Origin of the sequence: Mesorhizobium sp. M0018, from assembly GCF_040323955.1 — a bacterium.
Lineage (GTDB): Bacteria > Pseudomonadota > Alphaproteobacteria > Rhizobiales > Rhizobiaceae > Mesorhizobium.
In genome coordinates this window covers 220,312-246,818 of sequence record NZ_JAMYVL010000008.1, presented here as the reverse complement: position 1 = coordinate 246,818, position 26,507 = coordinate 220,312, and the positions used below count along the sequence as shown (strand labels likewise).

Annotated in this window: 25 protein-coding genes and 1 tRNA gene; 6 read left to right on the top strand and 20 right to left on the bottom strand. The window is 61.2% G+C overall.

Features of this window, described 5'->3' with window-relative positions; genetic code table 11:
- Positions 1–38 precede the first annotated feature (38 nt).
- The 11 genes from NKJ81_RS14170 to rpoZ all read right to left on the bottom strand — a co-directional run bounded on the left by NKJ81_RS14170 (position 39) and on the right by rpoZ (position 10,093).
- Positions 39–1,127 carry a porin gene (locus NKJ81_RS14170; protein WP_352540773.1) on the bottom strand — a complete coding sequence of 363 codons (1,089 nt, stop codon included), beginning with the start codon at positions 1,125–1,127 and terminating at the stop codon, positions 39–41.
- 362 nt (positions 1,128–1,489) lie between these two features.
- A complete protein-coding gene (locus NKJ81_RS14165; protein WP_352540772.1) occupies positions 1,490–2,473 on the bottom strand; it encodes an antitoxin Xre/MbcA/ParS-like domain-containing protein in 984 nt (327 codons plus the stop codon).
- Positions 2,474–2,560: 87 nt separating this feature from the next.
- On the bottom strand, positions 2,561–3,487 hold the full coding sequence (era, locus tag NKJ81_RS14160; protein WP_352530336.1) for a GTPase Era: 927 nt from the start codon (positions 3,485–3,487) through the stop codon (positions 2,561–2,563).
- Positions 3,484–4,209 (bottom strand): ribonuclease III, encoded by a 726-nt coding sequence (gene rnc, locus NKJ81_RS14155; RefSeq protein ID WP_352540771.1) that lies wholly within the window; start codon positions 4,207–4,209, stop codon positions 3,484–3,486. The genes era and rnc overlap by 4 nt, the downstream gene beginning before the upstream one ends.
- 4 nt (positions 4,210–4,213) lie before the next feature.
- Positions 4,214–4,963, bottom strand: a complete 750-nt coding sequence (gene lepB, locus NKJ81_RS14150; protein WP_352471047.1) for a signal peptidase I — start codon at positions 4,961–4,963, stop codon at positions 4,214–4,216.
- 77 nt (positions 4,964–5,040) lie between these two features.
- Positions 5,041–5,454 (bottom strand): holo-ACP synthase, encoded by a 414-nt coding sequence (gene acpS, locus NKJ81_RS14145; RefSeq protein ID WP_023719885.1) that lies wholly within the window; start codon positions 5,452–5,454, stop codon positions 5,041–5,043.
- Entirely contained in the window at positions 5,451–6,032 is a 582-nt protein-coding gene (locus NKJ81_RS14140) for a DUF2062 domain-containing protein (RefSeq protein WP_023677769.1), read from the bottom strand. Before NKJ81_RS14140 ends, acpS begins: the two co-directional genes overlap by 4 nt.
- 230 nt (positions 6,033–6,262) lie before the next feature.
- Positions 6,263–6,643, bottom strand: a complete 381-nt coding sequence (locus NKJ81_RS14135) for a VOC family protein (RefSeq protein WP_352540770.1) — start codon at positions 6,641–6,643, stop codon at positions 6,263–6,265.
- Between the two features lie 13 nt (positions 6,644–6,656).
- Positions 6,657–7,235, bottom strand: a complete 579-nt coding sequence (pyrE, locus tag NKJ81_RS14130) for an orotate phosphoribosyltransferase (RefSeq protein ID WP_352449004.1) — start codon at positions 7,233–7,235, stop codon at positions 6,657–6,659.
- Positions 7,236–7,351: 116 nt separating this feature from the next.
- Positions 7,352–9,580, bottom strand: coding sequence for a RelA/SpoT family protein (locus NKJ81_RS14125; RefSeq protein ID WP_352501814.1), 2,229 nt, complete (start codon positions 9,578–9,580; stop codon positions 7,352–7,354).
- A gap of 111 nt (positions 9,581–9,691) precedes the next feature.
- Positions 9,692–10,093 (bottom strand): DNA-directed RNA polymerase subunit omega, encoded by a 402-nt coding sequence (gene rpoZ / locus NKJ81_RS14120; RefSeq protein WP_023677773.1) that lies wholly within the window; start codon positions 10,091–10,093, stop codon positions 9,692–9,694.
- A gap of 278 nt (positions 10,094–10,371) precedes the next feature.
- Here rpoZ and NKJ81_RS14115 point away from each other — a divergent pair, with 278 nt between their 5' ends.
- On the top strand, positions 10,372–10,953 hold the full coding sequence (locus tag NKJ81_RS14115) for a LabA-like NYN domain-containing protein (protein WP_023677774.1): 582 nt from the start codon (positions 10,372–10,374) through the stop codon (positions 10,951–10,953).
- Complete coding sequence (locus NKJ81_RS14110) at positions 10,950–11,627, top strand: uracil-DNA glycosylase (RefSeq protein WP_352540769.1); 678 nt, start codon at positions 10,950–10,952, stop codon at positions 11,625–11,627. The genes NKJ81_RS14115 and NKJ81_RS14110 overlap by 4 nt, the downstream gene beginning before the upstream one ends.
- Before the next feature lie 30 nt (positions 11,628–11,657).
- On the opposite strand, the gene NKJ81_RS14105 is transcribed toward NKJ81_RS14110, so the two are convergent.
- The 4 genes from NKJ81_RS14105 to dapA all read right to left on the bottom strand — a co-directional run bounded on the left by NKJ81_RS14105 (position 11,658) and on the right by dapA (position 14,503).
- Positions 11,658–12,179 carry a hypothetical protein gene (locus tag NKJ81_RS14105; RefSeq protein ID WP_352471043.1) on the bottom strand — a complete coding sequence of 174 codons (522 nt, stop codon included), beginning with the start codon at positions 12,177–12,179 and terminating at the stop codon, positions 11,658–11,660.
- 102 nt (positions 12,180–12,281) lie between these two features.
- Positions 12,282–13,010, bottom strand: a complete 729-nt coding sequence (locus NKJ81_RS14100; protein WP_352540768.1) for a GH25 family lysozyme — start codon at positions 13,008–13,010, stop codon at positions 12,282–12,284.
- A gap of 106 nt (positions 13,011–13,116) precedes the next feature.
- A complete protein-coding gene (gene smpB, locus NKJ81_RS14095) occupies positions 13,117–13,596 on the bottom strand; it encodes an SsrA-binding protein SmpB (RefSeq protein ID WP_023768487.1) in 480 nt (159 codons plus the stop codon).
- A 25-nt stretch (positions 13,597–13,621) separates the two neighbouring features.
- Positions 13,622–14,503: a 4-hydroxy-tetrahydrodipicolinate synthase gene (gene dapA / locus NKJ81_RS14090; RefSeq protein ID WP_352540767.1), complete on the bottom strand. Its 882-nt coding sequence runs from the start codon at positions 14,501–14,503 to the stop codon at positions 13,622–13,624.
- Positions 14,504–14,829: 326 nt separating this feature from the next.
- Between dapA and NKJ81_RS14085 the strand changes: the two genes are divergently transcribed.
- Positions 14,830–16,869, top strand: coding sequence for a lytic transglycosylase domain-containing protein (locus NKJ81_RS14085; protein ID WP_352540804.1), 2,040 nt, complete (start codon positions 14,830–14,832; stop codon positions 16,867–16,869).
- Between the two features lie 663 nt (positions 16,870–17,532).
- Positions 17,533–18,420 (top strand): alpha/beta fold hydrolase, encoded by an 888-nt coding sequence (locus NKJ81_RS14080; protein ID WP_352540766.1) that lies wholly within the window; start codon positions 17,533–17,535, stop codon positions 18,418–18,420.
- 315 nt (positions 18,421–18,735) lie between these two features.
- Here NKJ81_RS14080 and NKJ81_RS14075 read toward each other — a convergent pair whose 3' ends face one another.
- The 4 genes from NKJ81_RS14075 to NKJ81_RS14060 form a co-directional block, all read right to left on the bottom strand.
- Complete coding sequence (locus NKJ81_RS14075; RefSeq protein WP_352540765.1) at positions 18,736–19,794, bottom strand: tyrosine-type recombinase/integrase; 1,059 nt, start codon at positions 19,792–19,794, stop codon at positions 18,736–18,738.
- Between the two features lie 238 nt (positions 19,795–20,032).
- A complete protein-coding gene (locus tag NKJ81_RS14070; protein WP_352471039.1) occupies positions 20,033–21,223 on the bottom strand; it encodes a porin in 1,191 nt (396 codons plus the stop codon).
- 97 nt (positions 21,224–21,320) lie between these two features.
- Entirely contained in the window at positions 21,321–21,572 is a 252-nt protein-coding gene (locus tag NKJ81_RS14065) for a GIY-YIG nuclease family protein (protein ID WP_352471038.1), read from the bottom strand.
- A 61-nt stretch (positions 21,573–21,633) separates the two neighbouring features.
- A tRNA-Ser gene (locus NKJ81_RS14060) sits at positions 21,634–21,724 on the bottom strand.
- 449 nt (positions 21,725–22,173) lie between these two features.
- Between NKJ81_RS14060 and NKJ81_RS14055 the strand changes: the two genes are divergently transcribed.
- Positions 22,174–23,325 carry a porin gene (locus NKJ81_RS14055; RefSeq protein ID WP_352471037.1) on the top strand — a complete coding sequence of 384 codons (1,152 nt, stop codon included), beginning with the start codon at positions 22,174–22,176 and terminating at the stop codon, positions 23,323–23,325.
- Positions 23,326–23,588: 263 nt separating this feature from the next.
- Here the strand turns inward: NKJ81_RS14055 and NKJ81_RS14050 are convergent, their stop codons facing one another.
- The gene (locus NKJ81_RS14050; RefSeq protein ID WP_352471036.1) at positions 23,589–25,241 is read right to left on the bottom strand and encodes a tetratricopeptide repeat-containing sulfotransferase family protein; all 1,653 of its coding nucleotides are present in this window, start codon (positions 25,239–25,241) and stop codon (positions 23,589–23,591) included.
- Between the two features lie 122 nt (positions 25,242–25,363).
- On the opposite strand from NKJ81_RS14050, the gene NKJ81_RS14045 reads away from it, so the two are divergent.
- Entirely contained in the window at positions 25,364–26,476 is a 1,113-nt protein-coding gene (locus tag NKJ81_RS14045) for a pyridoxal phosphate-dependent aminotransferase (RefSeq protein ID WP_352540764.1), read from the top strand.
- Positions 26,477–26,507: the final 31 nt, after the last annotated feature.

Genomic DNA, 26,507 nt, shown 5'->3' with positions numbered 1-26,507 from the left:
TATCGCTACGGGCCGTTTTTTACGAGATCGTCGTTTGATCAGAACGAGCGCTGGAAGCGGAAGATGCCGCCGATTGCGTCGGCATCGTCGGCATCGAAATTGTCGTAATAATCGACTTCGGCGGTGATCGTGTAACCAGGAACGATGGTGTAGGCGACGTTGGCCGCAACGGCGAAGTCTTGGTCGTCGGTATAGGAGACCTGGGCGTTCAAAGAGGTCTTCTTGTTGACGGCATAGCTGCCGCCGCCCCAGACGGCAAAGTTGCCAGTCCACGGCTTGTAGAAGTTCTTCGCGACGTTGTCGTCGCTGCCGTAGCCCGCCATCACGAACAGGGTCAGGTCAGTAATCGGCTTGACGTCGAGGCGAGCTTTGCCGGCCCATTCTTCCGACGTGCTGTTATAGGCGCCGACCGCGGTGATCGCACCCCAGTCGCCCTTGTATTTCACGCCGCCGACGACAAACGGAACGTAGCTGTCGATCGACTGGTCAGCGCCGGAGCCCGTTTCGACCGAGGCGACTGCCGTAAAGCCATTACCGCCGTCGAAATAGTAACTGATCAGGTTGGTGTCCTTGGTGCCGTAAGGAATGATAGTGTCCTGGACGACGTTGCCGGCGTAACCGATGAACGAATCATAGACAGTTTCATCCTTACCGACGCGGAAACCTCCAAGCTGGATCCAGGCGAAGTTCAGGGTAACCGCCTTGTTGTCCTGCACGCTGAAATCAACACCGCTCACGGTGCGTTTGGTATTGCCGAAGTTGAAACGGGTCTCGGTATAGGTCTTCAACGTGCCGAGCTCGGTTTCCTGGCCGGTCCACGTCTTCAAATTGAAGCGGGCATTCTTGTTCCAGGTCTGCTGCTCGTCACCGTCCAAAAGGTCGTGTGTCGTCGCGCCATCGAAAACGCGGCCGGCGTCGCCGAAGCTTGCGTCATAGCGGACATAGCCGCCGATGCGCAGGCAGGTCTCGGTGCCGGGAATGTAGAAGTAGCCGGCGCCGTAGACGTCGCAAATCTTGACGTATTCGGCGGGTTCCGGCTCGGCGACCACAACAGCGTCGGCGGCGCGCGCACCGGAGACCGCGACGAATGCCGCGGCTGAGCCGAGAAGAAGGCTCTTGATATTCATTTTCTGACCTCTCCAGTCAAAGTTAAAAATGGCTTTGGATTCATGGGTTGAACGGCTGAACGCCTCACCCACGTCGAAAAAGGCGCGCACCGCACCCCCTCTTCAGGCGGCGAACATACTCATCCGCATTCCAGTCTCAATGACGATTCCAAAAATAATCAATGTTTGCATAACAGAATAAATCCATGTTGCACAAATATCACTTCACATCTTCTTCACACTTGCCCCCGGCACAAACGAGACACTGTCACAATTGTACAAAAATATACTTATGCCATTAGCCGGCAAACCGATCGGAATCCGACATACATTCCTTGTGCGTGTTCTTTTTTTAGAATAGACTTCTAGCGTTGGCAGCGAGATCAAGTCGACTTCGCCATCGCTGCGTTCTGTGCGGCAAGAACGACTTCCGCCACCAGATCCCGTTTGAGCAGTTCAATGGGAATACGTCCGGCGAGGCCGGGCGCGGGGCCGATCAGCCACGACCAGGCATGCCGTGGATCGGGCATCGCGGGTAGCACTTCCTTGATACCCGGCGCCGGCCTGCCGTCGATGAACTGGGCCAGGGGAAATAAATGTTTGCGGCCACCGGTGCGCAACGCAACGACCGTGCCGCTGCGCTGCCAGCGATGCAGAGTCGAGCGCGATATGCCGAGATTGTGCTGCAGGAACGTCGACCCGGCGACCCGACCGGCCCAGTCCTCGACCCGCATCGAGTCGAGGTCGCCCGTTCCGGCCAGGCGTTGGATGTCTGCCCCTTGGCCGTCGTGCGCCGTCGACAGAGGCCTCCTGGCACGGCGTTCCGCAGCTTCGGCTGCCAATATCCGCACGAAACGCGACGCCATGCCGGGTAATCTTTCCCGCATGGTGTCGATCGCACTGATGTCGGTCGGCGCAAGCAACGCGACGGCGGTGGCAACGGCGCCGGCGACCCTGCCCGCTGCAACGACCGCATCGCTGTTCGTCACCTTGCCTTGCCGCGCCAGCACGCGCTCGATCTCAACAGCGACGGCGTCTGCAAACTCGGTCTGACGGATGGGGTCGATGCGATTCCAAGTCCCGGTCATGTCCTGATCTGGCTGTTTGCCTGCCGGTTCCGGTTTGCTCGGAAGCGGGTCTTTCGCACAGCCTATAGGCAGGGTGTATGACGGAGAGACGACAAACGGGAACCACGCGAGGTCGCAGTATCGGCAGGAGTTCCATTCGATCCACTGGCCGATTTTGCATGAATATCGCAAATTTTTCAGAACCCGCTCAGGATTTCGGGCCGCGCCGGTGCCAATAAGAAACGGCTCGACCGACGTGGTCGGCGCATGGCCTCCCGGAATGATTCGGCGGCTGTTCAAGATGCAAGTCGACCGATCGGGCACCCCGGCGACCGCTCAGAATCCTGAGGCGGCCAACAGGCCGCTCTGCGGATCGCCCAAACAGGCTCAGTGCGGAAATTCGAGCCCCATTTCGCGGTAGCGCTCGGGGTCGTCACCCCAGTTCTCACGCACCTTGACGAACAGGAAGAGGTGCACCTTCTGTTCGAGTATGCCTGCTATTTCCATGCGTGCCGCCTGGCCGATGGCGCGGATCGTCTCGCCCTTATGGCCGAGCACGATTTTCTTCTGGCTGTCGCGCTCGACATAGATGGTCTGGTCGATGCGCACCGAGCCGTCCTTCTTCTCTTCCCATTTCTCCGTCTCGACATGGGAGGAATAGGGCAGTTCCTGATGCAGCCTGAGATAGAGCTTTTCGCGGGTGATCTCGGCGGCGAGCTGGCGCATCGGCAGGTCGGAGATCTGGTCTTCCGGGTAGTACCAGGGTCCGGCCGGCAGGGTCTCGGCGAGATAGTCGAGCAGGTCCTTGCAGCCGGACCCGGTCAGCGCCGAAACCATGAAGGTGCGCTTGAACGGCACCCTTTCGTTGGCTGCCGCCGACAATGCCAGCAACGTCTCGTGCTTGACCCGATCGACCTTGTTGAGGATCAACACCATCGGCTGCCGAACATCCTTCAGCCGCTCGAGGATGGCGTCGGCATCGCCCCGGATGCCGCGCTCGGCATCGATCAAGAGCAGCACGATATCGGCGTCCTTGGCACCGCCCCACGCGGTCGTCACCATCGCCGTGTCCAGCCGGCGCTTCGGCTTGAATATGCCCGGCGTGTCGACGAAGACGATCTGCGCGTTGTTGTGGGTGGCAATGCCGCGCACGATAGCGCGCGTGGTCTGCACCTTGTGCGTCACGATCGACACCTTGGCGCCGACCAATTGGTTGACCAGCGTCGATTTCCCCGCATTGGGCGCGCCGATCAGCGCGACGAAGCCGGAGCGGGTAGCGGGAGCTTCTGTTGCCGGAGCTTCGGTGGCGGTCATGCGGCACTCCCTTGATCGAGCCAGACGCCTTCCCGCTGCAGAAGTGCCGCGGCTGCAGCCTGCTCCGCCTCGCGCTTGGAGCGCCCGCTGCCGGTCGCCGGCGGATAGGCGCCAACCTTGACACTGACGGTGAACAGCGGATCGTGGTCCGGTCCCTCGCGGCTGTCGATTATGTAAACCGGCACTGCGCCTGCCGCCTGATGCGCCCATTCCTGGAGTTCGGTTTTCGCATCGCGACGGGCGGCGTCAATGGCTTGCGAGCGCGGCTGCCAGTATTTGTGGATGAAGGCACGGGCCGCTTCCAACCCTCCGTCGAGATAGAGCACGGCGATCAGCGATTCCAATGCATCGGCGCGCAGATTGACGCGCTTGCGCCCGTCGAGGCCGCGTACGTCCGAACCGGCGCGAACAAGTTCCGGCAGGCCGATCTCCTCGGCAATTTCCGCCAAGGCTTCAGCGTTGACCAGAGCGTTCAATCTCAGCGACAGCTCACCCTCGGCGGCGTCGGGAAATGCCGCCAGCAGCATATCGGCAACGACAAGGCCGAGAACGCGGTCGCCCAGGAATTCGAAACGTTCGTAGTCGATGCCGGCGTGACTGCCGCGAGCGCTGGCATGGGTCAGCGCCCGCTGCAGGCGCTGATGGTCGCCAAAACTGTGGCCGGTGCGCTCCCTGAGCGCCTCGGCGAGCGCATCGGCGGTCAGCCGTTTCGTCGCCGCCATGGCCCTAATTGACGAAATGGAACAGGCGCGAGGCGCGCATCAGCGACGGCCATTTCCAGATTTCGAGCGGGCTGGCGCTGCCGCCGATCGAGAAGAAAATGAGGTTGGCGCGGCCGACCAAATTCTCGTCCGGCACGAAGCCGACGGTGAAGCGGCTGTCCGACGAGTTGTCGCGATTGTCGCCCATCATGAAATAGTGACCGGGCGGCACCTTGAACTCTTTGGTATTGTCGCCGATCGAGGCCTGCGTCAGGTCGAGCGTGTCGTAGCTGACGCCGTTCGGCAGCGTCTCGCGATAGACATCGACCGGCCCGTTCTCCTCGGTGATGTCTCGGTTGTCGATCTGCCCGACCTTGACGCGCGGCACGCCCACGTCATTGATGAAGAGCTGGCCATCCTTGACCTGGATCTTGTCGCCCGGCAGGCCGACGACGCGCTTGATATAATCGACAGAAGGATCCGGCGGAAACTTGAACACCACCACGTCGCCGCGCTTCGGCTCTGAGCCCCAGATGCGGCCCGAAAAGATGTTCGGCCCGAACGGCAGTGAATAGCGGGAGAAGCCGTAGGACCACTTGGTGACGAAGAGATAGTCGCCTTCGAGCAAAGTCGGCCGCATCGACCCGGACGGGATCGAGAACGGCTGGAACAGGAGCGTGCGGATGACCAGCGCAAGCAGCAGGGCCTGGACGATGACGCTGACGGTTTCGCCAAGTCCGCCGGATTTCTTCTGGGTTTTTTCAGCCACGCTCATGTCGTCCTCGATTGTGCGTTGGATGGTATAGAGTCTCGGCGCGCGCTGGGCAACGTCATGCCGGTGGTCAGATGCAATCAATGTGGCGCTTCTTCGACCGGCAACGCTTCAATGATCACAAAGGCTTGAGCGAGCGGAAAATCATCGGTGATGGTGAGGTGGATCACCGCGCGGTGCCCTTCAGGTAGAATTTCGTCCAGCCGCGCTGCCGCCCCATTGGTCAGCGCCATGGTCGGCTTGCCGCTGGCCAGGTTGACGACCCCCATGTCGCGCCAGAACACACCCTGCGCCAGACCGGTACCCAGTGCCTTGGCGCAGGCTTCCTTGGCAGCGAAACGCTTGGCGTAGGAGGCCGCACGCGCCGCGCGGTTTTCGGACCGCGCCTGTTCGATCTCGGTGTAGATGCGCTGGATGAAGCGTTGGCCATGGCGTTCCAGCGACTTCTCGATGCGTCTGATGTCGATGAGGTCGCTGCCAATACCGATAATCATTCGGCAGGAACTTCCGGCCCGGTTTTTCCAGCCTTTGCCGCTCTTTCGGCCAGCCGCTTGCGGCGCTGCTCGTGGAAAGTGACCATGCCCCAGCGGGTGATGCCGTAAAACAGCAGGCCGAAAACCAGGCCGAGCGGTATTGCGCCGATCGTCATCGGCTTCAGCACCGGTCCCCACAATTGCGCAAAGGAAAGATTATGCAGCATGTCGCCGAGATGCGCGGGCGGGCCATGCGCCGGCAGGTGTTCATGCAGGATCAGCTTGCCGACCTCCCAGGAGGCGGCCCATAGCAGCGGAAAGGTCAGGGGGTTGCCGAAGACCGTGCCGAGTGCTGCCGCGACCAGATTGCCGGCGATCAGCCAGCACAGGATGGCAGCAATGATGAAGTGAAAGCCAAGCGGGAAAAACGACGCGAATACGCCCGCCGCAACACCGGCGGCCACGGCATGCGGCGTGGCCCGAAGCCGCAGGATGCGTTTGGAGAAATACCGCAGCGAGCGCGAGAACGAGCGGCGCGGCCACAAATAAGTACGCACCCGCTCGAAAAAACCATCAGGCTTGCGCCGTCGAAAAAGCACTCTGTTCCTGTTCCTAGTTCCGTCGATGGCTTCACGCCGGCCTTTCCAGCCAGGCGCGACAGCCTATGCTGCGCTCTGCGGTCGCCGAAAAGCAACTACGACTTTGATATAGCGATGCGCTGGCCGAAGAACAACGAGGCCGAGGGCATCCGCTCGGTGGCCGGTCGCGCCAGCCTTGGGTATCGCCGTTCTGAACAGGGCATGATCGCGGCGAATTTAAGGAGCGTCACTTAGGATCGATATTCGCTGACCTCGACGAGGTTGCCGTCCGGATCGCGGAAATAGACCGACATCATCGCGCCCCGAGCGCCGACACGCTCGACCGGGCCGACCTCTATCACCACACCATTGGCGGCGAGGTTGGCACATATCTCGGCGAGCGGCCGGGCAGCAATCAAGCAGAAATCTCCGGAGCCCGGCGTCGGCGCCTTGGCCTTCGGCTCGAAGGTACGCCCGACCTGATGCACATTGATCTTCTGCGTTCCAAACAGCAGCGCCGTTGGTCGGTCCGGCTCGTCGAGGCGCTTGAAGCCAAGCACGCGCTGATAGAAGGCGCAGGTATCGTCCACCGAACGAACTGTCAGCACGAAATGATCGATGCCGGCAATCACGGCAGCGCCTCAGTCATATATTGCGGCTGCCCGGCTTGATCGCCGGTATGGCGGCGAGCTCGGGCGGCAGCATGTCGGCTGGATAGGCCGGAACTTCATATTCGGCGAGCGCGATCAGCGGCACGCCGACATCGGTCTTGCCGGCCGAGCGGTCGATGATGCATGCGGCGGCAACGACTTCGGCGCCAAGGCCGCGCAGGCAGTCGATGGTCTCGCGGATCGACAGACCGGTGGTGACGATGTCCTCGACAATGACAACGCGCGATCCCTTGGCGATCTCGAAGCGGCGCAGCCTGAACTCGCCCCCTTCCCGCTCGACCCAGATCGCCGGCGCACCAAGATGGCGCGAGGTCTCATAGGCCGGGATCAGCCCGCCGATCGCCGGGCCGACGACGTAGTCGATCCTGCCGGGCACGCCAGTGCGGATCTTTTCGGCGAGCGCCTTGCACAAGCGCTCAGTCTTGTCGGCATGCATGAAAACGCGCGCCTTCTGCAGGAAGACCGGGCTGCGCAGGCCCGATGTCAGGATGAAATGCCCTTCGAGAACGGCGCCGGCCTCGCGGAAAATGCCCAGCACTTCATCGGTGTTCATCGTTCACTCCATGTCCATGGTGAATGGTGAATGGTGAATGGTAGTAGGGTAGTAGCGTAGTAGGGTAGTGAGCACCCTCTTTCACTATTCACTATTCACTATTCACTATTCACTATTCACCCATTCACGCGCCTTGCGTCACTGACGCTCGAATTGTCCTTTAGCTGCGACAGCAGCCGGTTCAAGTGCTTGAGGTCCCACACTTCGAGATCGATCAGCATTTCGGTGAAATCGGGCGCGGTGCGCACCATCGACAAAGTGTGGATGTTGGCGTCGTTGGATGCGACGACCTGTGCAATATCGGCCAGCGAACCCGGCGCGTTGATGGCGGTGACCGAGACGCGCGCCGGGAACCGCTCCTTGGTGCGCTCGTCAATGTCCCAGCGCACGTCGATCCAGCGCTCGGGCTGGTCGTCAAAGGCCTGCAGCGCCGGCGACTGGATCGGATAGATGGTGATACCGGTTCCCGGCTGCACGATGCCGACGATGCGATCGCCTGGCACTGCCCCCTCCGGCGCGAAGCGCACCGGCAGATCGCCGCGCACACCGCGGATCGGCACCGCGTCGTCGCGCGGCTGGTTCTTGTCCTTGCGTGCGGCGCGGCCCGGAATCTGGAACAGCATGCCGGCGGCGTTGCGGATCTTCGACCAGCCCTCCTCGCGCTGCTTGGGCGCTACCAGCGTGACACGCTCGTCCTTGTAGTCGGGAAACACCGCCTTCATGACATCGGTGGAGGCAACTTCGCCTCGGCCGACCGCGGCCAACACATCCTCGATGTCCTTGCGCGCCAGCCGGTGCAGCACCGGCTTCAGGCTTTCCTTGGTGAAGGTCTTGCCGGACCGTTCGAAGGCGCGCTCCAGAATGCGGATACCGAGACCTGAATATTGCTTGCGAATGGCGTTCTTGGTGGCGCGGCGGATGGCCGAGCGTGCCTTGCCGGTAACGACCACCGATTCCCACGCCGCCGGCGGGACCTGCGCCTTCGAGCGGATGATCTCGACCTCGTCGCCGTTCTTCAGCTCCGTCATCAGCGGCATGATGCGGCCATTGACCTTGGCACCGACGCAAGTGTCGCCGACGTCGGTGTGGACGGCATAGGCAAAGTCGATCGGCGTGGCGCCGCGCGGCAGCGCGATCAGCATGCCCTTCGGCGTGAAGCAGAATACCTGGTCCTGAAACAGTTCCAGCTTGGTGTTTTCGAGGAAGTCCTCGGGATTGTCGCCTTCGGCAAGCTGCTCGATGGTGCGCCGCAGCCAGGCATAGGCATTGGTTTCCTTCGAGATCGCATGGGCGGCACCATTCATCTTGCCACCGGTATCCTTATAGATCGAATGAGCAGCGACGCCGTATTCGGCGATCTTGTTCATTTGATAGGTGCGGATCTGCAATTCGACGCGCTGGCGCGACGGGCCGACGATGGTAGTGTGGATCGAGCGGTAGTCGTTCTGCTTCGGCGTGGAGATGTAGTCCTTGAAACGGCCGGGCACCATCGACCAAGTGGTGTGGATGGCGCCGAGCGCCCGGTAGCAGTCCTCGACGGTATCGACGACGACGCGAAAGCCGAAGATGTCGGACAGCTGCTCGAAGGACAACGCCTTGGCTTCCATCTTGCGGAACACCGACCACGGCTTCTTCTGCCGGCTCTTGACCTCGGCCTTGATCGAATATTTGTCGAACAGCGCGGAGAGCGCCTTCTCGATCTCCGACAGCACGCCCTTGTTGCGCTCGAAGATTTCGGCCAGCCGTGCGGTGACGGCGCGGTAGGCTTCCGGATTGATGAAGCGGAAGGCAATCTCTTCCAGCTCCTCGCGCATGCCTTGCATGCCCATGCGGCCGGCCAGCGGCGCATAGATGTCCATCGTCTCTTCGGCGATGCGCAGGCGCTTGGCTTCCGGCACATGGTCGAGCGTGCGCATATTGTGCAGGCGGTCGGCGAGCTTGACCAGAAGCACGCGCACGTCTTCCGAGATCGCCAGCAACAGCTTGCGCAGGTTCTCCGCCTGCTCGGCCTTCTTCGAGACGAGGTCGAGCTTCTTCAGCTTGGTCAGGCCCTCGACCAGCTTGCCCATTTCCGGGCCGAACAATTCGTCGATCTCGGCCCTGGTCGCCGTGGTGTCCTCGATCGTGTCGTGCAGCAAGGCAACGGCGATCGTCGCCTCGTCCATGTGCATTTCGGTGAGGATGGCGGCGACTTCGAGCGGATGCGAGAAATACGGGTCGCCGGAGGCGCGTTTCTGGTGGCCATGCTTCTGCATGGCGTAAACATAGGCCTTGTTGAGCAGCGCCTCGTTGACGTCAGGCTTGTAGCGCTGCACGCGCTCGACAAGCTCATACTGACGCATCATGGGCGGGATCTCGCAATGCTGAAATGAATCATGCGCCGCACTGGCGTACGGCGCATGTCATAGATAGCCACGAAACTGCCGACGCGAAAGTGTCGGCAGTTGTCGCTAAGATCAATAATCGTCGCTTTTTTCCGGCGGCACCAGGCCTTCGATGCCGGCCAACAGGTCTTCTTCGGTCATGCGATCGAAGGTGACGTTATCCTCGGCGTCGTCGGCATCGGTGGCTGCAACGGCGCTGCCGGTCTGGTCGGCAATCGCCTCGCCGTCGGCTTCCGGCTCATCGACCTCGACATGCTTCTGCAGCGAATGGATGAGATCTTCCTTGAGATCGTCCGGCGACAGCGTCTCTTCGGCGATTTCGCGGAGCGCAACGACCGGGTTCTTGTCGTTGTCGCGCGGTACGGTGATCTGCGCGCCCTGGCTGATCTGACGGGCGCGGTGGCCGGCCAAGAGCACCAGCTCGAAGCGGTTGTCGACCTTGTCGATGCAATCTTCAACGGTTACGCGGGCCATGAGTTGCCCCTTTCATGCCTGGATTTGATGGAAAACAGGCGCGGTCCATAACCCGAACGCCGCCAAAATACAAGCTTTTATGGCGGTGCGCAGCTCTGACGCGGGCCGCCTGCGGCGACACAGCGCCGATCACAATTGCTTGCGGTGCGGCATGGTGCCTTGGATTGCCGTAAAACTGGCGTTATCTCGAACGATGAAGGCCAACAGGTCTATTATCAGACCGGCCGATAGTCGCCACGCATTTAGACGACCGCTTATTTCGAAAAAGGACATTTTCCATGTTCGATCCTCGTGAAAAAATCGCTCTCTTTATCGACGGTGCCAATCTCTACGCCACCTCGCGCGCGCTGGGCTTTGACATCGATTACCGCAAACTTCTGGCGAGCTTCCAGAAACGCGGCTATCTGCTGCGCGCTTATTACTACACCGCGCTGGTCGAGGATCAGGAATACTCCTCGATACGGCCGCTGATCGACTGGCTCGACTATAACGGCTTCAAGGTGGTGACCAAACCGGCCAAGGAATTCACCGACTCGACCGGCCGGCGCAAGATTAAGGGCAATATGGATATCGAGCTGACCGTCGATGCGCTCGAGCTTGCCGATGTCGTCGACCATTATGTCATCTTTTCGGGCGACGGCGATTTCCGCACGCTGGTCGAGGCGCTGCAGCGGCGCGGGCGCAAGGTGTCGATCGTCTCGACCATGGCTTCGCAGCCGCCGATGATCTCCGACGATCTGCGCCGCCAGGCCGACCATTTCATCGACTTGATGACGCTTAAGAATGAAGTCGGCCGCGATCCGTCGGAGCGGCCGGTGCGCCGGCCCGAACCGGCCGAAGTCGACGAGGAAGACTATTGACGGTCGTTGCCTTGACCGCGCCCCTGGTCGTCTCTCCCGAACCCGATCGCGATTGCCCGCTCTGCCCGCGGTTGCACGACTTCATCGCCGAGTGGCGGCGGCGCGAGCCGTCCTGGTTCAACGCGCCGGTGCCGACCTTTTTGCCGCCGGAAGGCGAGGATGCGGTGCGGTTGCTGATCGTCGGGCTGGCGCCGGGCCTGCGCGGGGCAAACCGGACGGGGCGCCCCTTCACCGGCGATTTTGCCGGCGACCTGCTCTACAACACGCTGATCGCGCACGGCTTTGCGCGCGGCGAATTCAAAGCGCGACCGGATGACGGGCTGGAGCTTGTCGGCACGGCGATTACCAATGCGGTGCGCTGCGTGCCGCCGGACAACAAGCCGGTTGGCGCCGAGATAGCGACCTGCCGGACGTTCCTGGTGCCGACGATCGCGCGATTTCCAAATCTGCGCGCTGTGCTGGCGCTTGGCTCGATCGCCCACCAGTCGACCGTGCGGGCGCTCGGCCAACGCGTTGCCGCCTATCCGTTCCGGCATGGTGGGCAGCAGCAGGCCAATGGCATCACGCTGTTTTCCAGCTATCATTGCTCGCGCTACAACACCAATACCGGCGTGTTGACGGAAGCGATGTTCATCAACGTCTTCAGTCAGATAGACGCTTTTCTGAAGACATAGAGTCGGACGATGCCCGCCAGGGCACGAGCCCTAGATTCGGGCGATCGCGAACAACCAGGCCAGGAGATCCAGCAACCACAGAAACAGTGCAAGCTGCAGCGCGACGCGCAGGCGTTGGATGATCCGCCAATTGCTGGCCATGTCGGATTTGATGCGCAGCGCAAGCGCTCGGTGCATCCCGTCCAGGGTTGCGGGAGGGTGCTGATCGACGAAGTCCTGGAGCAACTTCTCTGGATCGAAACGGAACGTATAGTTATAATACGGCCACACCATAATCGCGACCAGCAGCCCGATAAGAAAAAGCAATATCAGCGCCAGCCAGTCCCAGGGCCCCACGCCATCCAGGAGCGCCCTGCCTCCGAGGAGAGAACTCGCGAACGCGGTTGCGAAGATCAGATTGCCGGCGCGCGTATTGAGACTTTCAACCACGCCCTGCTGGTGCTGGAGGCCACGCACCGCCTCCGCATAGACAAATGCCAGGCGGGGGTCGCCGCCGTCCGTCGCAGCAGGCGGGGCGTTGCTGTCATTGGTTGATGAAGGGCGCTCCGGCATCAAATGTACTTAGCACGGCGCCGCCTGCGATATAGCCAGATGGGGAACCCCTCGTCGCTCTGTCTTCGTGCCATCGAGCGTGTTTTGGTGGACAGGATAGCATCAATCCGACGCTGTCGCTTCAGGCGCTGCGGCAAACAATGCCGCCAGCGTCGCAGGTCCGCCCTGGAGAACATTCAGGTCGACGTCGCCGCTGATGCCGTCGACGCGGCCCCGGTTGTGGTACTGCCAGTAGATCCAGTCGTCATGGCCCGGCCGCAGCGCCAGCGAACGCAGCCAGCGCGGGCGGCCGGCTAGCTGCCCGGCATAGGCTTGTGCCGCCTCGTCGGTCACATAGAGGATCGCCGTCTTGCCGAACGCCGCCTCGACCGGGCCGAGGAAGGCGGAAAGCTCGGAGTTCAGCTGTTCGGGGGTTGGCCGCTGCGGGCAATTGCCGCCGAACTCGATGTCTACCACCGGCGGCAGCAAAGGCTGATCGTGCGGCACCACCGAGATGAAGTTGCGTGCCTGATCCGCACCCGGTCTGCAGAAGGTGAAGAAATGATAGGCACCGACGGCAAGACCGGCGGCGCGGGCCGCGCGCAAATTGGCGGCGAAGGCATCGTCGACATGATCGCCGCCTTCCGTCGCCTTGATCACGGCGAAGGCGACATCGTCGGCGGCAACACGCCGCCAGTCGATCTGCCGCTGATGATGGGAGACGTCGATGCCCCTGACCGGATATTTGTCGCGGTCCGGAGAAAACGTCTGGAAGTAGGTATAGCCGCCGGCCAGAACGAGGCCCGCCACGAGCAGACCGGCCGCGCCCCACAAGACGATCCGGTTTTTCAAACGAGACCTATCCCTTTTGGTCCGCCCTGCCCGCCGCTATGGCTCCGGGCGTTCGTCGCTCGAAAAGCCAAATCGCTGGCTTTTCGTCCGCTTCGCGGACCGCGCCTCACCCTCGCTCCTTCAGCAGCCGGCCCTTCTCGCGCGACCAGTCGCGCTGCTTTTCGGTCTCGCGCTTGTCGTGCAGCTTCTTGCCGCGGCCAACGGCGAGCAGCAGCTTGGCACGGCCTTGGTCGTTGAAGTAGATCTTCAGCGGCACCAGCGTCATGCCTTCGCGGTCGACGCTTTGCGCCAGCTTGGCCATCTCGCGCTTGTTGAGCAGCAGTTTGCGGCGGCGGCGCGGCTCATGGTTGAAGCGGTTGGCCTGCAGATACTCCGGCAAATAGGAGTTGATCAGCCAGATCTCGCCGCCCTCGACCGAGGCGTAGCTGTCCTGGATATTGGCCTGGCCCTGGCGCAGCGATTTCACTTCCGTACCGGTCAGCACCAGGCCGGCCTCGATCGTGTCGAGCACCTCATAGGAAAACCGCGCCTTGCGGTTTTCCGCAACGGTCTTGTTGTTGGGATCGGCTTTTCTGACTTGATTCATGATGCGGAGAGGTGGCGCCTCATCCCTAGTTTATCAAGCCGGCGTGCTTCATCGCCGCGTCGATCTTCTCGGCGGTCGACGGCTCGACCGTCATTAGCGGCGAGCGCAGCACGTTCTCGACCTTGCCCAGCTTCGACAGCGCATATTTCGCGCCGGAAACGCCGGGCTCCATGAAAATCGCCTTGTGCAGCGGCAACAGACGGTCCTGCAGGTCGAGCGCCTTGGCGCTGTCGCCGGAAAGCGTTGCCTCCTGGAATTCAGCGCAAAGCCTGGGCGCGACATTTGCCGTCACCGAGATGCAACCGACGCCGCCATGCGCGTTGAAGCCGAGCGCCGAGGCGTCTTCGCCGGAGAGCTGGATGAAATCCTTGCCACAGGTGGCGCGCTGCTCCGAAACCCGCTCGACCTTTCCGGTGGCATCCTTGACGCCGACGATGTTCTTGAAGTCATGCACCAACTGGCCCATCGTCTCGGGGCTCATGTCGACCACCGAGCGCGGCGGAATGTTGTAGATGATGATCGGCAGGCTGGTTGCCTTGGCGACGGCGGCGAAATGCGCATAGAGGCCGCGCTGTGTCGGTCTGTTGTAATAGGGCGTGACGACAAGAGCCGCGTCGGCGCCCGCCTTCTCGGCATACTGGACTAGGCCGACCGCCTCTTCGGTGTTGTTGGAGCCGGCGCCGGCGACGACCGGAACCCGGCCCTTGGCGACCTCGATGCAAACCTTGACGACTTGGCGGTGCTCGTCATGCGACAGCGTCGGCGACTCGCCGGTGGTGCCGACCGGGACCACGCCCGTCGTGCCTTCGGCGATCTGCCAGGTGATGAACGCGCGAAAGGCTTTCTCGTCGAAACGGCCGCTCTTTTCGAACGGTGTGACGAGCGCGGTCAGCGAGCCTCTTAGCATGTCGTCCAACTCCTTGGGACTAGCGCATGACCCCGAAAATCGCAGTCGATTTCGGAAAGGGTTATGCGCCAAATTTAAATTGCTACAGCGTCCTTTGCGCGTCTGAGAAGACGCGCGGCGCTGTAGGTGTTTGTCGTGCGCGCCTTCTAGCCGAAAGCGAAGCGGCGCACCATAGTCTCGACATTGTTGCGCGGCAAGCATTGCGCGAGCAATTGCAATTCGAACGACCTCGATAAGGTTTTCTTTACGGGCCCTTCATCACAGACGAATAGGCTGCAGTTCATCTGTGCCAGTGGTAGCTCGAAGAATAGGAAATGACCAAATCCATGCCGACCAGGCGGCCTCGTCTTTTCGCGCTTCTCGGCGCGATCGTTGTGCTGGTCCCCGGCGCGGCGATCGGCGGCAGCGTCGATGGGCAGGTCACGTCGGCGATCCCGATCACGGAGCCGCAGAACGATGCATTGCAGCAGTCCCCTTCGCCATCCGCCAGCGTCGCGGTGCTGAAGAGCGGTCTCGATGCGCTGGCGGCAAACGACATTCAGCGCGCGCGCCAGGTGCGCGAAGCGCTGCCGGCCAAATCGCTCGATCGGCACATCCTTGCCTGGGCGATTGCGCTCTATGGCGGCGACCAGGTGCCGAGCGGCGACATCGCCGATGCCGCGAAGATGCTGCCGAACTGGCCGGGCACGATCGCCTTGCGCAAGAACAGCGAGCGCGCGCTCTATCGCGAGAACCCCGCGCCACAGGTCGTGGTGCGGGCGTTCGACGGCAGCCAGCCGCTGACCTTCGAGGGCGTGGTGATCCTTGCGCGCTCCTATGTAGCGCTAGGCAATACCAAGGCGGCGCGCTCGGTGCTGTCGCCATTCTGGCGCACCGAAAAGCTCGAAGCCGGGGACGAGGCGGCGGTCATCCGCGAGTTCGGCGCGCTGATCCCGGCCGCCGACCATCGCTTCCGCATGGAGCGCATGTTTTATGCCGACCGGGTCGCTTCGGCGCTACGCGTCGCCGGTCTCGCCGGCGCCCAGCAATTGGCCGATGCCTGGGCGGCAGTCACCAAAGGCGACAAGAACGCGGCCAAGCTGCTGAAGGCGGTGCCGGCAGCGCAGCGGGCGGCCGGCTATCTCTTTGCCGAAGCCGAATATCTGCGCAAGCAACAGAAATTTTCCGATGCCGCCGCGCTGGTGCTGAAGGCGCCGGGCGACCGCGACGCTCTGGTCGATCCGGACGCCTGGTGGGTCGAACGCCGGGTGCTGTCGCGCGAGCTGGTCGACCAGGGCGACATGAAGACCGCCTACAGAATAGTCGCCGCGCATGCCGCCGAAAGTCCCGCCAATGCTGCCGAGGCGGAATTCCATGCGGGCTGGTACGCGCTGCGCGGCCTCAACGACCCGAGCACCGCCGCCAAGCATTTTGCGCAAATCGCGGAGCTCGCCCAAGGGCCGATGTCGCTGTCGCGCGCCTATTACTGGCTCGGCCGTGCCGCCGAGGTCGGCGGGCTCGGCAGTGCCAAGGATTATTTCAGCCGCGCCGCCAGCTACGGCACGACCTTTTACGGCCAGCTCGCCGGCGAGCGCGTCGGCCGGCAGATCCTCAACATCGTCTACCCGCAGCCAAGTGCCGCCGACCGCCGGAATTTTGCCACCCGCGAGGCGGTCAGCGCCATCGAGCGGCTGCAGCAGGCAGGCTATGACCGCTATGCCGAAACCCTCTACCGCGACCTTGCCGGGCAGCTGAACAGCCCCGGCGAACTGGCGCTGCTTGCGGTGTTGGCGGAAAGACAAGGCAACCATTTCATGGCGCTGAAGGTCGGCAAGATCGCCGGCGCCCGCGGCATCGACGTAGGCGCGCTGTCGCATCCGCTCGGCGTCATTCCCGACACCGCCAACGTCTCCGGCTCGGGCAAGGCGCTGGCCTATGCGATTGCCCGGCAGGAAAGCGAGTTCAACATCGGCGCCGTCTCCAGCGCCGGCGCGCGCGGACTGCTGCAGCTGATGCCAGGCACGGCCAAGCAATTGGCGAAGAAGGCCGGCATGACTTTCTCGCAGGCGCGGCTGACCACCGATGCCGGCTACAATGCAACGCTGGGCGCCGCCTTTCTGGGCGAGCAGCTCGGCCGTTTCGACGGCTCCTACGTGCTGACCTTCGCCGGCTACAATGCCGGCCCCGCCCGCGCCGCCCAGTGGGTGGCGAAATACGGCGACCCGCGCGGCGAGGACGTCGATGCAGTCGTCGACTGGATCGAGCGGATTCCCTATACGGAAACAAGAAGTTACGTTCAGCGCGTGATGGAGAATTACGAGGTTTACAAGATGCGTATCTCCGGCAAATACGACATTGTCGGGGACTTGGTGAACGGCCGGGGGTGACGACCGGGCTCCAAACCGAGTCAGGCTACGAAGGAACGCGAATTTGTCGGTCACGGCGTATTTTGTTCTTGCTTTGTGCCGGCAGCTATGCTACTAATTTCGGTATGGTGCTAATTGGCTCCAACGACCCGCCCACCGAGGCGGGTTTTTTGTTTCTGGCTATGAAGGTTCCGGACGTGGAGTTGGCGGGACAGCGGCCCGCTCTGTCCTGCCCTCCTTGCCAATCACCAGACATCCCCCAAGCGCAGGGCAATCGCATTTGGATTCTTACGAAGATGGACCCCCACCCTAACCCTCCCCACAAGGGGGAGGGAACGCTGCCGCATGCCCTTACTTCCCCTTTTGGCGCCGAAAGGCAGGCAATTTGCCGAGGTCAGCGCCAACGGAAGTCTCCCTCCCCCTTGTGGGGAGGGGTTAGGGGTGGGGGTCCGTCGTAGAGCGAAAGCCTCGACTTTCCATCTGCAATAGCCCTGCCCCCAAGTGGGAGATCGGCAGCTTCGGGGACAGTGCCTTTCTGCATCCTACGAAACCTGGCGAAAGCGACTATGGCAGCCAATCTTCCCGTTGAGGGACCTCCAACGCCGGCGCCTTCCCTATTTGACCTTACCTGCCCCTCGCCTGTAGCAATCGAAGCGATCCGGCGGTGAGAGGAACGGAGTCTACATGCCAATCGAGCAGGGTTTTTCCGATTTCTTCTACGCCGCGCCGGACGGGCTGTGCCTGCACGCCCGCATCTACGGCGAAGCGAATTCCGGCGGTTGGCCAGTCGTTTGCCTTCCCGGCCTGACCCGCAATTGCCGTGATTTTCACGATTTGGCGCTTTATCTGTCGACGCAGGCGAGGCGTAAGGTTGTCGCCTTCGACTATCGCGGACGCGGCCAGTCCGCCTACGATGCCGATATCGGCCATTACAATATCGGCATCGAAGCGGGCGATATTCTCGCCGGACTGGCAGCACTTGGCATCCACGAGGCTGCCTTCATCGGCACATCGCGCGGCGGACTGATCATCCATGTGCTCGGGGCGATGCGGCCGCCCGTGCTGAAGGCCATCGTCCTCAACGACATCGGCCCGGTGATCGAATCGCAAGGTCTCGCCCATATCCGCTCCTACCTCGACCCCGCGCCAAGGCCGAAGACGTACGCGGAGGTGGTCCGCGGCCTGCGCGGCACCCATGGCGCGGATTTTGCGGCGCTGACCGATGCGGATTGGGAGCGGATGGTATCAGCCCTCTACCGCGAGACCGAGGAGGGATTTCTGCCCGATTTCGATCCGACACTGGTCGAGACACTGGCGGGGCTCGATCCCAGCCGGCCGCTGCCAGATCTGTGGCCACAGTTCGACGCACTGGCGGCCATCCCGATGCTCGTCATACGCGGCGCCAATTCGAAGCTGCTGTCCGCTGAAACGCTCGAGCAGATGCGGACGCGCCATACCGATATCGAGACGATCACCGCCGACGGCCAGGGGCATGCACCGTTTTTGGAGTCCGGGATCCTGCCGGGCAGGATCGCTGGTTTTTTCGATCGGGCGGAGCAGCGGGGTGGTTAGAAGTAAAGCTCGACCGAGCGAAGTAATTCACGCGCAGGTTTTGCGTCGGTCAAAGCATTCCGGCGGCCGTTGACAGTTCCGTTGGAATTAGCGGTGAAATAATTTTATCGATGTCGGCGCTGCCCCTCATCCGCCTGCCGGCACCTTCTCCCCGTATGGCGACGGGGAGAAGGGAGGTATCTGCAACGCTGGGGATTAGCGAAATCTTTCGCATGAGCGCCTTTCTCCCCGTCGCCATACGGGGAGAAATGCCCGGCAGGGCAATGAGGGGCAGCGCGACCCTGAGCGGCTGGCTGATATCTCACGTCAGATCCGTCAGGATTTGGCGCTTCTCTTCGCTGGCTTTGGGGCCTTGCTTGCGGTCGGCTCGCTTTTTGGCCCTCGCCTTGCCGGAGGTGGAGCAGACAAAGCACTTGCGCCGCCACTGTCCGCGCCACTGCACCGCGGCGTCTCCAGCACAGTGACGCAGCCATCGAGGTCGTTGGTGGCCAGATGCGCGTAGCGCATGGTCATCGACAGCGTCTGATGGCCGAGCCACATCTGCACACGCCTGATATCGATGCCGCCCTGGACGAGACGCGAGGCACAAGTATGGCGCAATATATGCGGCACGACCTGATCGTCGGCGCCAAGCCCGACTTCGGCCTTGGCATCGTTCCAGATGGCGCGAAACTGCGCCTGGCTGAGCTTGGTGAACGGGCCTTTGGGCCGGCGGCCCTCGGTGGCCGGCAGCTTGATCACCTCTTTTACCCGCTCGGTCATCGGGATGGTACGGCTGCGGCCGGATTTGGTGATCCAGAAACTGACGCGGTGCTCCTGGATATCGTTCCAGATCAAGCCCAGCGCTTCGCCGAGGCGGCAACCGGTGTCGACGAGAAAGACGGAAAGCCGATAAGCGTCCTCGCTGCGGCTCTTGATGGCGGCGAACAGCCTGGCCTCCTCGTCTCTTTCGAGGAAACGAATCCGTCCCGCCCGCTCCTTCTGGCGGCGGAACTCGGGCAGGCTGTGGATATCTCCCATCTTGTGAGCCTTGCGCAGCAGTTTGCTGAGGGCAGCCATCTTCCGATTGATGGTTGCGTTGCTGTTGCCGCGCTGGCGCAAGGTGCCGATAAGATTGTCGAGGGTGCTTTGGTCAAAGGCGCTGAAACGCTCCCCAAGGAGGATCTCGTCTATTTCGCCGATGAAGGAGCTGACATTGTATTTATGCCGCCCGTCATCCCAAAGTATGTCCCGGTATGCTGAAAAAAGTTCTCCGATCCTGTGCGACTTTACTTCTCGTATCTTGTTGTAACTGTATTTTATTTTTGCAGTTTGAGAAGAAAACATCGAAAAATGATCAGAGGTTCCTCCCTCTTGAATCGCATCGTTCGTCATTATTCGCCACACCCCCGAGTGGATAGGCCTAGACCTACCTGCTTGGCGGTGCCCTTTCAAGAGTTTTAAGCGTTGCGGCCGATTTCATCCACCAGCGGCGGATCCCAACGACATCGTTCCACAACCCTGTTCAGCTACCGAACCCCCTTTTCCTTCTGTTTGCGACCAGTCGCGAAAACAAAAACAGCCCGGGCGTTAAGGCGCCCGGGCTGGATTTCACTTGCCTTAAGTCCAGCCCTTAGAACGAGCGCTGGAAGCGGAGGAAGCCGCCAACGGCGTTTTTCTTGTCGCCCGGGATGCCGGTCCAGTTGTATTCATAACCGGGCAGCGAGTCGCTATCGATGTGGTGGCTGTTATGAGCCCAGTCCACTTCGGCCGTGATCGTCATGCCGGGAACGATGTCGTAGGCGATATTGGCCGCGACGCCAGCTTCCTTGGCTTCGTCATACGACGCCTGGAGATTGAACGAGGTCTTCTCGTTGATGGTGTAGGTGCCACCACCCCAGACTGCCCAGTTACCGCCCCACTGCTTGTAGAAGTTGCGCGGGAGATTGTCGTCAGAGCCGTAGCCGGCCATCAAGAACAGCGACAGGTTCTGCATCGGCGTCACGTCGAGGCGAACCTTGCCGGCCCATTCTTCCAGGCTGCTGTCATAGGCAACAACACCGCTGATGGATCCCCAGCCCTGCGTGTACTTCACGCCGCCGACGACATACGGGACGTAGCTGTCGATCGAGTCGTGACCGAGATTGAGGACAAGTGGAGGCCCAACGTCAGCAACGACAAAGCCTTCACCGGTTTCCAACGAAACCACCGCCGAGAAGCCGTTTCCGGCATCGAAGTAATACTGGACGACGTTGGTGTCGAAGCCGCCGTAGGGAACGATCGTATCCTGGATGACGTTGCCGGCGTAGCCGGTGAACGTATTGAAGGCTGTTTCGTCCTTACCAACGCGGAGACCACCAAGCTGGATCCAGGCGAAGTTCAGCGAAACGCCTCTGCTGCCAAAGTTGGAAAAGGCGGTGTCGTCATAGTGACCCGTTCCCCAGTTGAAGCGGGTCTCGGTGTAGGTCTTCAAGGTGCCCATCTCGGTTTCCTGGCCGGTGTAGGTCCTCAACGTGAAGCGAGCCTGCTTGTAATAGCCGTCGTTGACGTTGTCTTCACCATCCAAGGCATCCGACAGGTCCTGGTACCTGGCGCCGTCGAACGAGCCAGCCTGGCCCACGGAGATGTCATAGCGGACATAGCCGCCGATGCGCAGGCAGATTTCGGTGCCGGGGATGTAGTAGTAGCCAGCGCCGTAGACGTCGCAGATCTTGACGTATTCAGCGGGTTCCGGCTCGGCGACGACGACGGCGTCGGCGGCGCGCGCACCGGAAACTGCGATCAGTGCCGCAGCGGAGCCGAGAAGAAGGCTCTTGATGTTCATTTTCTGACCTCCAGTCAGAATCGGGACGGAGGTCGGCGAAAAGCAGCTCGTTGGGTTTGTTTTTATTTATATTTCAAATAGATAGGTCCTAAGGCCGTCAATGAGGCCGTGTCGGCCAAAAACGTTTACTCGCAAAGGCCTTGCCAGAACCGGTCTTGAAATATCGCTCGAGTTGCCGTGCGTTGGCCTCGGTTTCAACCCCGACGTAGGACTTCAAAGTTACAGGCAGATAGGCCTTGGTCGAAGTCACATAGCCTGATCGGTGCGAATCAAAACGGCGTCGAAGATCGTTGGTCGATCCGACATAGACATCGCCGTTACCGAGTTGCAGAAAATAGACGTACCACATGGTCCCCCTGCGCTACTTCGTAGCTTCGGGCGACACCCTACGCCCAAAATGCGGCTTCGGGTGGCGGAGAGGATGGGATTCGAACCCACGAGAAGCTTTTGACCTCTACTCCCTTAGCAGGGGAGCGCCTTCGACCACTCGGCCACCTCTCCGTTGCGCCGGTGGATAAAGAAAAGCGCCGGCACAATCAACAAGCTGACGCTATTATCCTTGAAAAATCGACCCTTCGCCAAAGCGCCGCGCGGCGATGTGGCGATTCTACGGCAATTCCCTGGTTCGCGACTCGGGCCATGGTCACATTTCGGGCCGACCATCGCCGGAATCCGCGGTTTGCAACGGCTTGCGAAGGGCCGTTGGTTAACGGGAGCTTTCGGAGTGAGGCCAAATCGTGTCATTTGTGCAACAACGCCGGGGTATAGCGCCAACACAAACCTTTTGCCGGTACGATCGTGGTTGAACGCCGCCGTCTCATGGGTAATGTCGGGTTTGAAGGAGCGGCGCGGTGCGCATCTTTTTCGGTAGTGGGGATGGGGCAGGGAACGCTGTCCTTCAGCAAAGAATACCCAGACCCGTTTTTTAACTTTTGACTGGAGGTCAGAAAATGAACATCAAGAGCCTTCTTCTCGGCTCCGCTGCGGCACTGATCGCAGTTTCCGGTGCGCGCGCCGCCGATGCCGTCGTCGTCGCCGAGCCGGAACCCGCTGAATACGTCAAGATCTGTGACGTCTACGGCGCTGGTTACTTCTACATCCCCGGCACCGAAACCTGTCTGCGTATCGGCGGCTATGTTCGCTATGACATCGGCATCGGTGACGTCGGCTCATTCGACGGTGCAAAGACTACCGATCAGCAGGACGGCGACTCTCAGGATACCTACTACAAGCACGCCCGCTTCACGCTGAAGACCTGGACCGGTCAGGAAACCGAGCTCGGTACCTTGAAGACCTACACCGAGACCCGCTTCAACTGGGGTAACCACAACGATTATCTTGATGACAACTTCAATGGCGGTACGAGCGTTTCGCTGAACTTTGCCTGGGTCCAGCTCGGTGGTTTGCGCGTCGGTAAGGACGAATCGGCCTTCGACACCTTCATCGGCTACGCCGGCAACGTCATCCAGGATACGCTGGTCCCCTACGGCGGCTTCGACACCAACGTCGTCCAGTATTACTTCGATGCCGGAAACGGCTTCTCGGCCGTGGCTTCGTTGGAAACCGGTTCGGGCAGTGCCGCTGCGGATCCTGGCATTTTCCAAGACAGCAACAGCGGCAATGATTCCATCGACAGCTATGTCCCGTATGTCGTCGGCGGCATCAAATACACGCAGGGCTGGGGCTCGATCACCGGTGTCGCCGCCTATGACAGCACCTGGGAAGAGTGGGCCGGCAAGGTTCGCGTCGACGTTACGCCGATACAGAACCTGACACTGTTCATCATGGCCGGCTACGGCTCTGACGACAACATCGACCGCAACTTCTACAAGCAGTGGGGCGGCAACTGGGCAGTCTGGGGTGGTGGCACCTACACCATCAACGAGAAGACCTCGTTCAATCTCCAGGCCTCGGCTGACGATGACAAAAACTACGGCGTCGCCGCGAACATTGCCTACGATATCGTTCCCGGTCTCACGATCACTGCCGAAGTCGATTGGGCCCGCGACGGCCAGTTTGACAAAGCCTACGATCGCAACTGGACCAATGCCGACGACAAGGACAGCGTCGGCGGGATGCTCCGCTTCCAGCGCTCATTCTAGCAGTCCGAGCTAGTTTGAGATTGAACCCGGCGGGCAACCGCCGGGTTTTTCATATCGGCGCGAGGCAGCTGTCAACTCTCGATGCATAATGCAGGCTGCTGCTGAGCAGCCGATCGCAGGGCTGGTCGAATGCAATGCTCGCTCCGCACGCTTGTTCGTGCAAAAGAAAAACTTGGGCCGATCTGAAGAGCTGGCCTACCGGATCAATGTATCTCGACAGCAAGTCACGATCGACCTCGGCCGATCGGGCGCATCCTACTTGTTCAAATTTCAGCCAGATCGCCCAAGGCGTCAATCAGCGGCTGAATTGCGCTCTCATACTTTTTCCAGCGCTTGACCGATGATGCATAGATCGGCTGCCGCACCTGCCAGCGGCTGGGGGTATTGACCGACCCGCTCGTCTCGAAAAAGCGCAAGCAGGCATCGTCCCAGGTCAATCCAAGATGATCGATGAGACGGCGGGATTGTGCTTCTTGATCGACAACCAGCGTCTCGTAGCGACTTTCGAAGATACGTCGCGGAAAAATCTTATTCCAATGTCGCATCAGGCGATCATATTCACGGTAGTACAGCCCGAGAGTCTTAAGATCGGCGTTGTAGCCATGCTCCTTGTTGAACCTCAAGACGAAGCAGGAGACGCAATTGTCGATGGCATCGCGCCGGCAATGAATGATGCGTGCGTTGGGAAAGAGAATTCCGATCAAGCCGATAACCTCGAAATTATGAGGCATCTTGTCGACGATGCGTAACGCGCCAGGCGCGTGTTGACGCAGATAGGACAGGTATTCTTCGGCCAGCGCCCTAGACTGGTCCCTCGTCATTGACATGATCGAACTGCGCAAGGCCTCATCCGACTGCGTTCCGAAACCCATCAAGCCCGCCATTCGCCGTAGTTTAGAAAGCTCCCCGGCGCCATGGACATCCGGATGGCTCGCGCAGATTTGCTCCGTCAGCGTCGTCCCCGACCGGGGCATGCCCAGCACAAACACAGGCACTTCGGACGGACTGCCGTGGCCAGCCTTGGCTTCCAACAGTGACGGGCTGAATATCTCGATCATGGAATCGATGCTGCGCCGGAAGGACTCCAGATCGAAACCATGGCCAGCGGCCTTTTTTGCCTTCTGGAAGTGATCCATCGCCTCTTCATAACGCTGAAGATCGTTCAGCACTTTGCCTGCGGCGTGATGGAGCTGCGATGCAACATCCGGGTCAAGCTTGGGATTGGAGAGTTCGCTCAGGATAAAGTCGAGCTCGGCAGGTTTTTCGGTGAACTTGCGCGTGTCGACCAGGCTATTGTAGGCCTCTCCAACATCGACGCGACGTTCGATTGCCTGCTTCAGATACGCTCCGGCTTCGTCCATGCGACCGACGCTGGTGAGTGCACCAGCCAGACCTGTCCGGACCATGGGATGATCGCTGTTGATCTTTAGCGCCTTCTCGTAAAGGGGCAAAGCCATCTCGGCCTTGTCGAAGTTGACGTAGGCACGCGCCAGTCCGCAAAGCGCTTCCACCAGATCGGGCTTCAATTCACAGGCGCGCTGCAGGTGTTTGATAGCAAGCAAGCTGTCGCCGAGCTTTAGACCGATCTCTCCCAGGCTGAGGTGGAAATAAGGATTTTGAGGCGCCTGGCTTGCTGCCCGCGCAAAATATTGGAGAGCCAACTCATCGTCGACACCGAGCCCCAACGTGCCGAGTATATAGAGCGAAAGCGGGTGGTTGGGCGTGCGGGCGAGAACGCGATGGCATAATTCCTCCGCCTCCGGGAGCCGCTTGGCTTGCTGAAGTTCGAGCGCCTGTCGCAGCAGCATGTCGTCAGCTTGCGCGCGCGACGGCGGTTTCACTTTCGGCGGTTGCACGTTCGGCGCCGAACGGGACTTTATGTGCTTGGACCAAGCGGGTGGCAGTCGGTTGCTCATCATGTCTCGCTAGCAAAATGATCCGGGAGAATCCAGCCTGACGTTCCCGCCTGCCGCGGAACTTGCGCAGGCCAAGCCGGCAGGCTAGCAAGAAGAAGGCCCCCTTTCGAACGAGCCCTATCATGCGCCTGCGCCCTCCCCTTACGCCGCTCATCGACGCGCTTCCCTCCACGGTGCCGTTTGTCGGCCCGGAGGCGCAGGAGCGTGATCGCGGCCGCGCCTTTCGCGCCCGCATCGGCGCCAATGAGAGCAGTTTTGGCCCTTCCCCGCGCGTCATTGCCCGCATGGCTGAGATTGCCGGCGACATGTGGATGTATTGCGACCCTGACAATCACGATTTGAAGGTAGCTGCCGCCGGGCATCTCGGCGTCGGCGCCGAAAACGTCGTCATCGGCGAAGGCATAGACGGGCTGCTCAGCCTGGTGGCGCGCATGTATGTGGCGCCCGGCGACGCGGTGGTGACCTCGCGCGGCGCCTATCCGACCTTCAACTTTCATGTTGCCGGCGTCGGCGGCCGGCTGGTCGCAGTGCCCTACGAGAACGATCGGGAAAACCTCGACGGCCTGCTGGCGGCAGTGGCCAAGGAAAAGGCGCCACTGGTCTACCTGTCCAATCCGGACAATCCGATGGGCAGTTGGTGGGAAGCCGCCGAGCTCAGCCGCTTCATCGAAGCCTTGCCGGAGACCACGATGCTGGTACTCGACGAAGCCTATGGCGAATTAGGGCCAGCCTCAGCGCTGCCGCCGATCGATATGGCGCGCCCGAACGTCATCCGCATGCGCACCTTCTCCAAGGCCTATGGGCTGGCCGGCATACGCTGCGGCTATGCGGTGGCCGAGGCCCAGGTGATTCGGGACTTCGAGAAGATCCGCAACCACTATGGCGTCAGCCGCATGGCGCAGATCGCCGGTGTCGAGGCGCTTGCCGATCAGGCCTGGCTGGAGAGCGTGGTGGCGCGGGTCGCCGCCGGCCGTCGACGCATTGCCGCAATAGCCGAAGCGAACGGGCTGAAGCCGCTGGCTTCGGCCACAAATTTCGTCACCATCGACTGCGGCCGCGACGGCGCTTTCGCACTAAAAGTGCTGCAGGCGCTGTTGTCACGCGACGTCTTCATCCGCAAGCCGATGGTGCCGGTTCTCGACCGCTGCATCCGGGTCAGTGTCGGCCTCGACCACGAACTCGACATCTTTGCCGAGGAACTGCCTGGCGCGCTGGCGGCAGCGCGGGGGAACTGAAGAGCCTTCGCCCTATGTGGCTGACCGGCGG

What these genes read in the sequence shown, in the direction of transcription:
- NKJ81_RS14115 (WP_023677774.1), top strand. Translation starts at nt 10,372, where the DNA reads ATGTTCGATCCTCGTGAAAAAATCGCTCTCTTTATCGACGGTGCCAAT.
- rnc (WP_352540771.1), bottom strand. Translation starts at nt 4,209, where the DNA reads ATGGCGGCGACGAAACGGCTGACCGCCGATGCGCTCGCCGAGGCGCTC.
- rpoZ (WP_023677773.1), bottom strand. Translation starts at nt 10,093, where the DNA reads ATGGCCCGCGTAACCGTTGAAGATTGCATCGACAAGGTCGACAACCGC.
- NKJ81_RS14070 (WP_352471039.1), bottom strand. Translation starts at nt 21,223, where the DNA reads ATGAACATCAAGAGCCTTCTTCTCGGCTCCGCTGCGGCACTGATCGCA.
- lepB (WP_352471047.1), bottom strand. Translation starts at nt 4,963, where the DNA reads ATGAGCGTGGCTGAAAAAACCCAGAAGAAATCCGGCGGACTTGGCGAA.
- NKJ81_RS14170 (WP_352540773.1), bottom strand. Translation starts at nt 1,127, where the DNA reads ATGAATATCAAGAGCCTTCTTCTCGGCTCAGCCGCGGCATTCGTCGCG.
- era (WP_352530336.1), bottom strand. Translation starts at nt 3,487, where the DNA reads ATGACCGCCACCGAAGCTCCGGCAACAGAAGCTCCCGCTACCCGCTCC.
- NKJ81_RS14080 (WP_352540766.1), top strand. Translation starts at nt 17,533, where the DNA reads ATGCCAATCGAGCAGGGTTTTTCCGATTTCTTCTACGCCGCGCCGGAC.
- acpS (WP_023719885.1), bottom strand. Translation starts at nt 5,454, where the DNA reads ATGATTATCGGTATTGGCAGCGACCTCATCGACATCAGACGCATCGAG.
- NKJ81_RS14055 (WP_352471037.1), top strand. Translation starts at nt 22,174, where the DNA reads ATGAACATCAAGAGCCTTCTTCTCGGCTCCGCTGCGGCACTGATCGCA.
- NKJ81_RS14045 (WP_352540764.1), top strand. Translation starts at nt 25,364, where the DNA reads ATGCGCCTGCGCCCTCCCCTTACGCCGCTCATCGACGCGCTTCCCTCC.
- smpB (WP_023768487.1), bottom strand. Translation starts at nt 13,596, where the DNA reads ATGAATCAAGTCAGAAAAGCCGATCCCAACAACAAGACCGTTGCGGAA.
- pyrE (WP_352449004.1), bottom strand. Translation starts at nt 7,235, where the DNA reads ATGAACACCGATGAAGTGCTGGGCATTTTCCGCGAGGCCGGCGCCGTT.
- NKJ81_RS14075 (WP_352540765.1), bottom strand. Translation starts at nt 19,794, where the DNA reads ATGACGAACGATGCGATTCAAGAGGGAGGAACCTCTGATCATTTTTCG.
- NKJ81_RS14105 (WP_352471043.1), bottom strand. Translation starts at nt 12,179, where the DNA reads ATGCCGGAGCGCCCTTCATCAACCAATGACAGCAACGCCCCGCCTGCT.
- NKJ81_RS14085 (WP_352540804.1), top strand. Translation starts at nt 14,830, where the DNA reads ATGCCGACCAGGCGGCCTCGTCTTTTCGCGCTTCTCGGCGCGATCGTT.
- NKJ81_RS14050 (WP_352471036.1), bottom strand. Translation starts at nt 25,241, where the DNA reads ATGAGCAACCGACTGCCACCCGCTTGGTCCAAGCACATAAAGTCCCGT.
- dapA (WP_352540767.1), bottom strand. Translation starts at nt 14,503, where the DNA reads ATGCTAAGAGGCTCGCTGACCGCGCTCGTCACACCGTTCGAAAAGAGC.
- NKJ81_RS14065 (WP_352471038.1), bottom strand. Translation starts at nt 21,572, where the DNA reads ATGTGGTACGTCTATTTTCTGCAACTCGGTAACGGCGATGTCTATGTC.
- NKJ81_RS14125 (WP_352501814.1), bottom strand. Translation starts at nt 9,580, where the DNA reads ATGATGCGTCAGTATGAGCTTGTCGAGCGCGTGCAGCGCTACAAGCCT.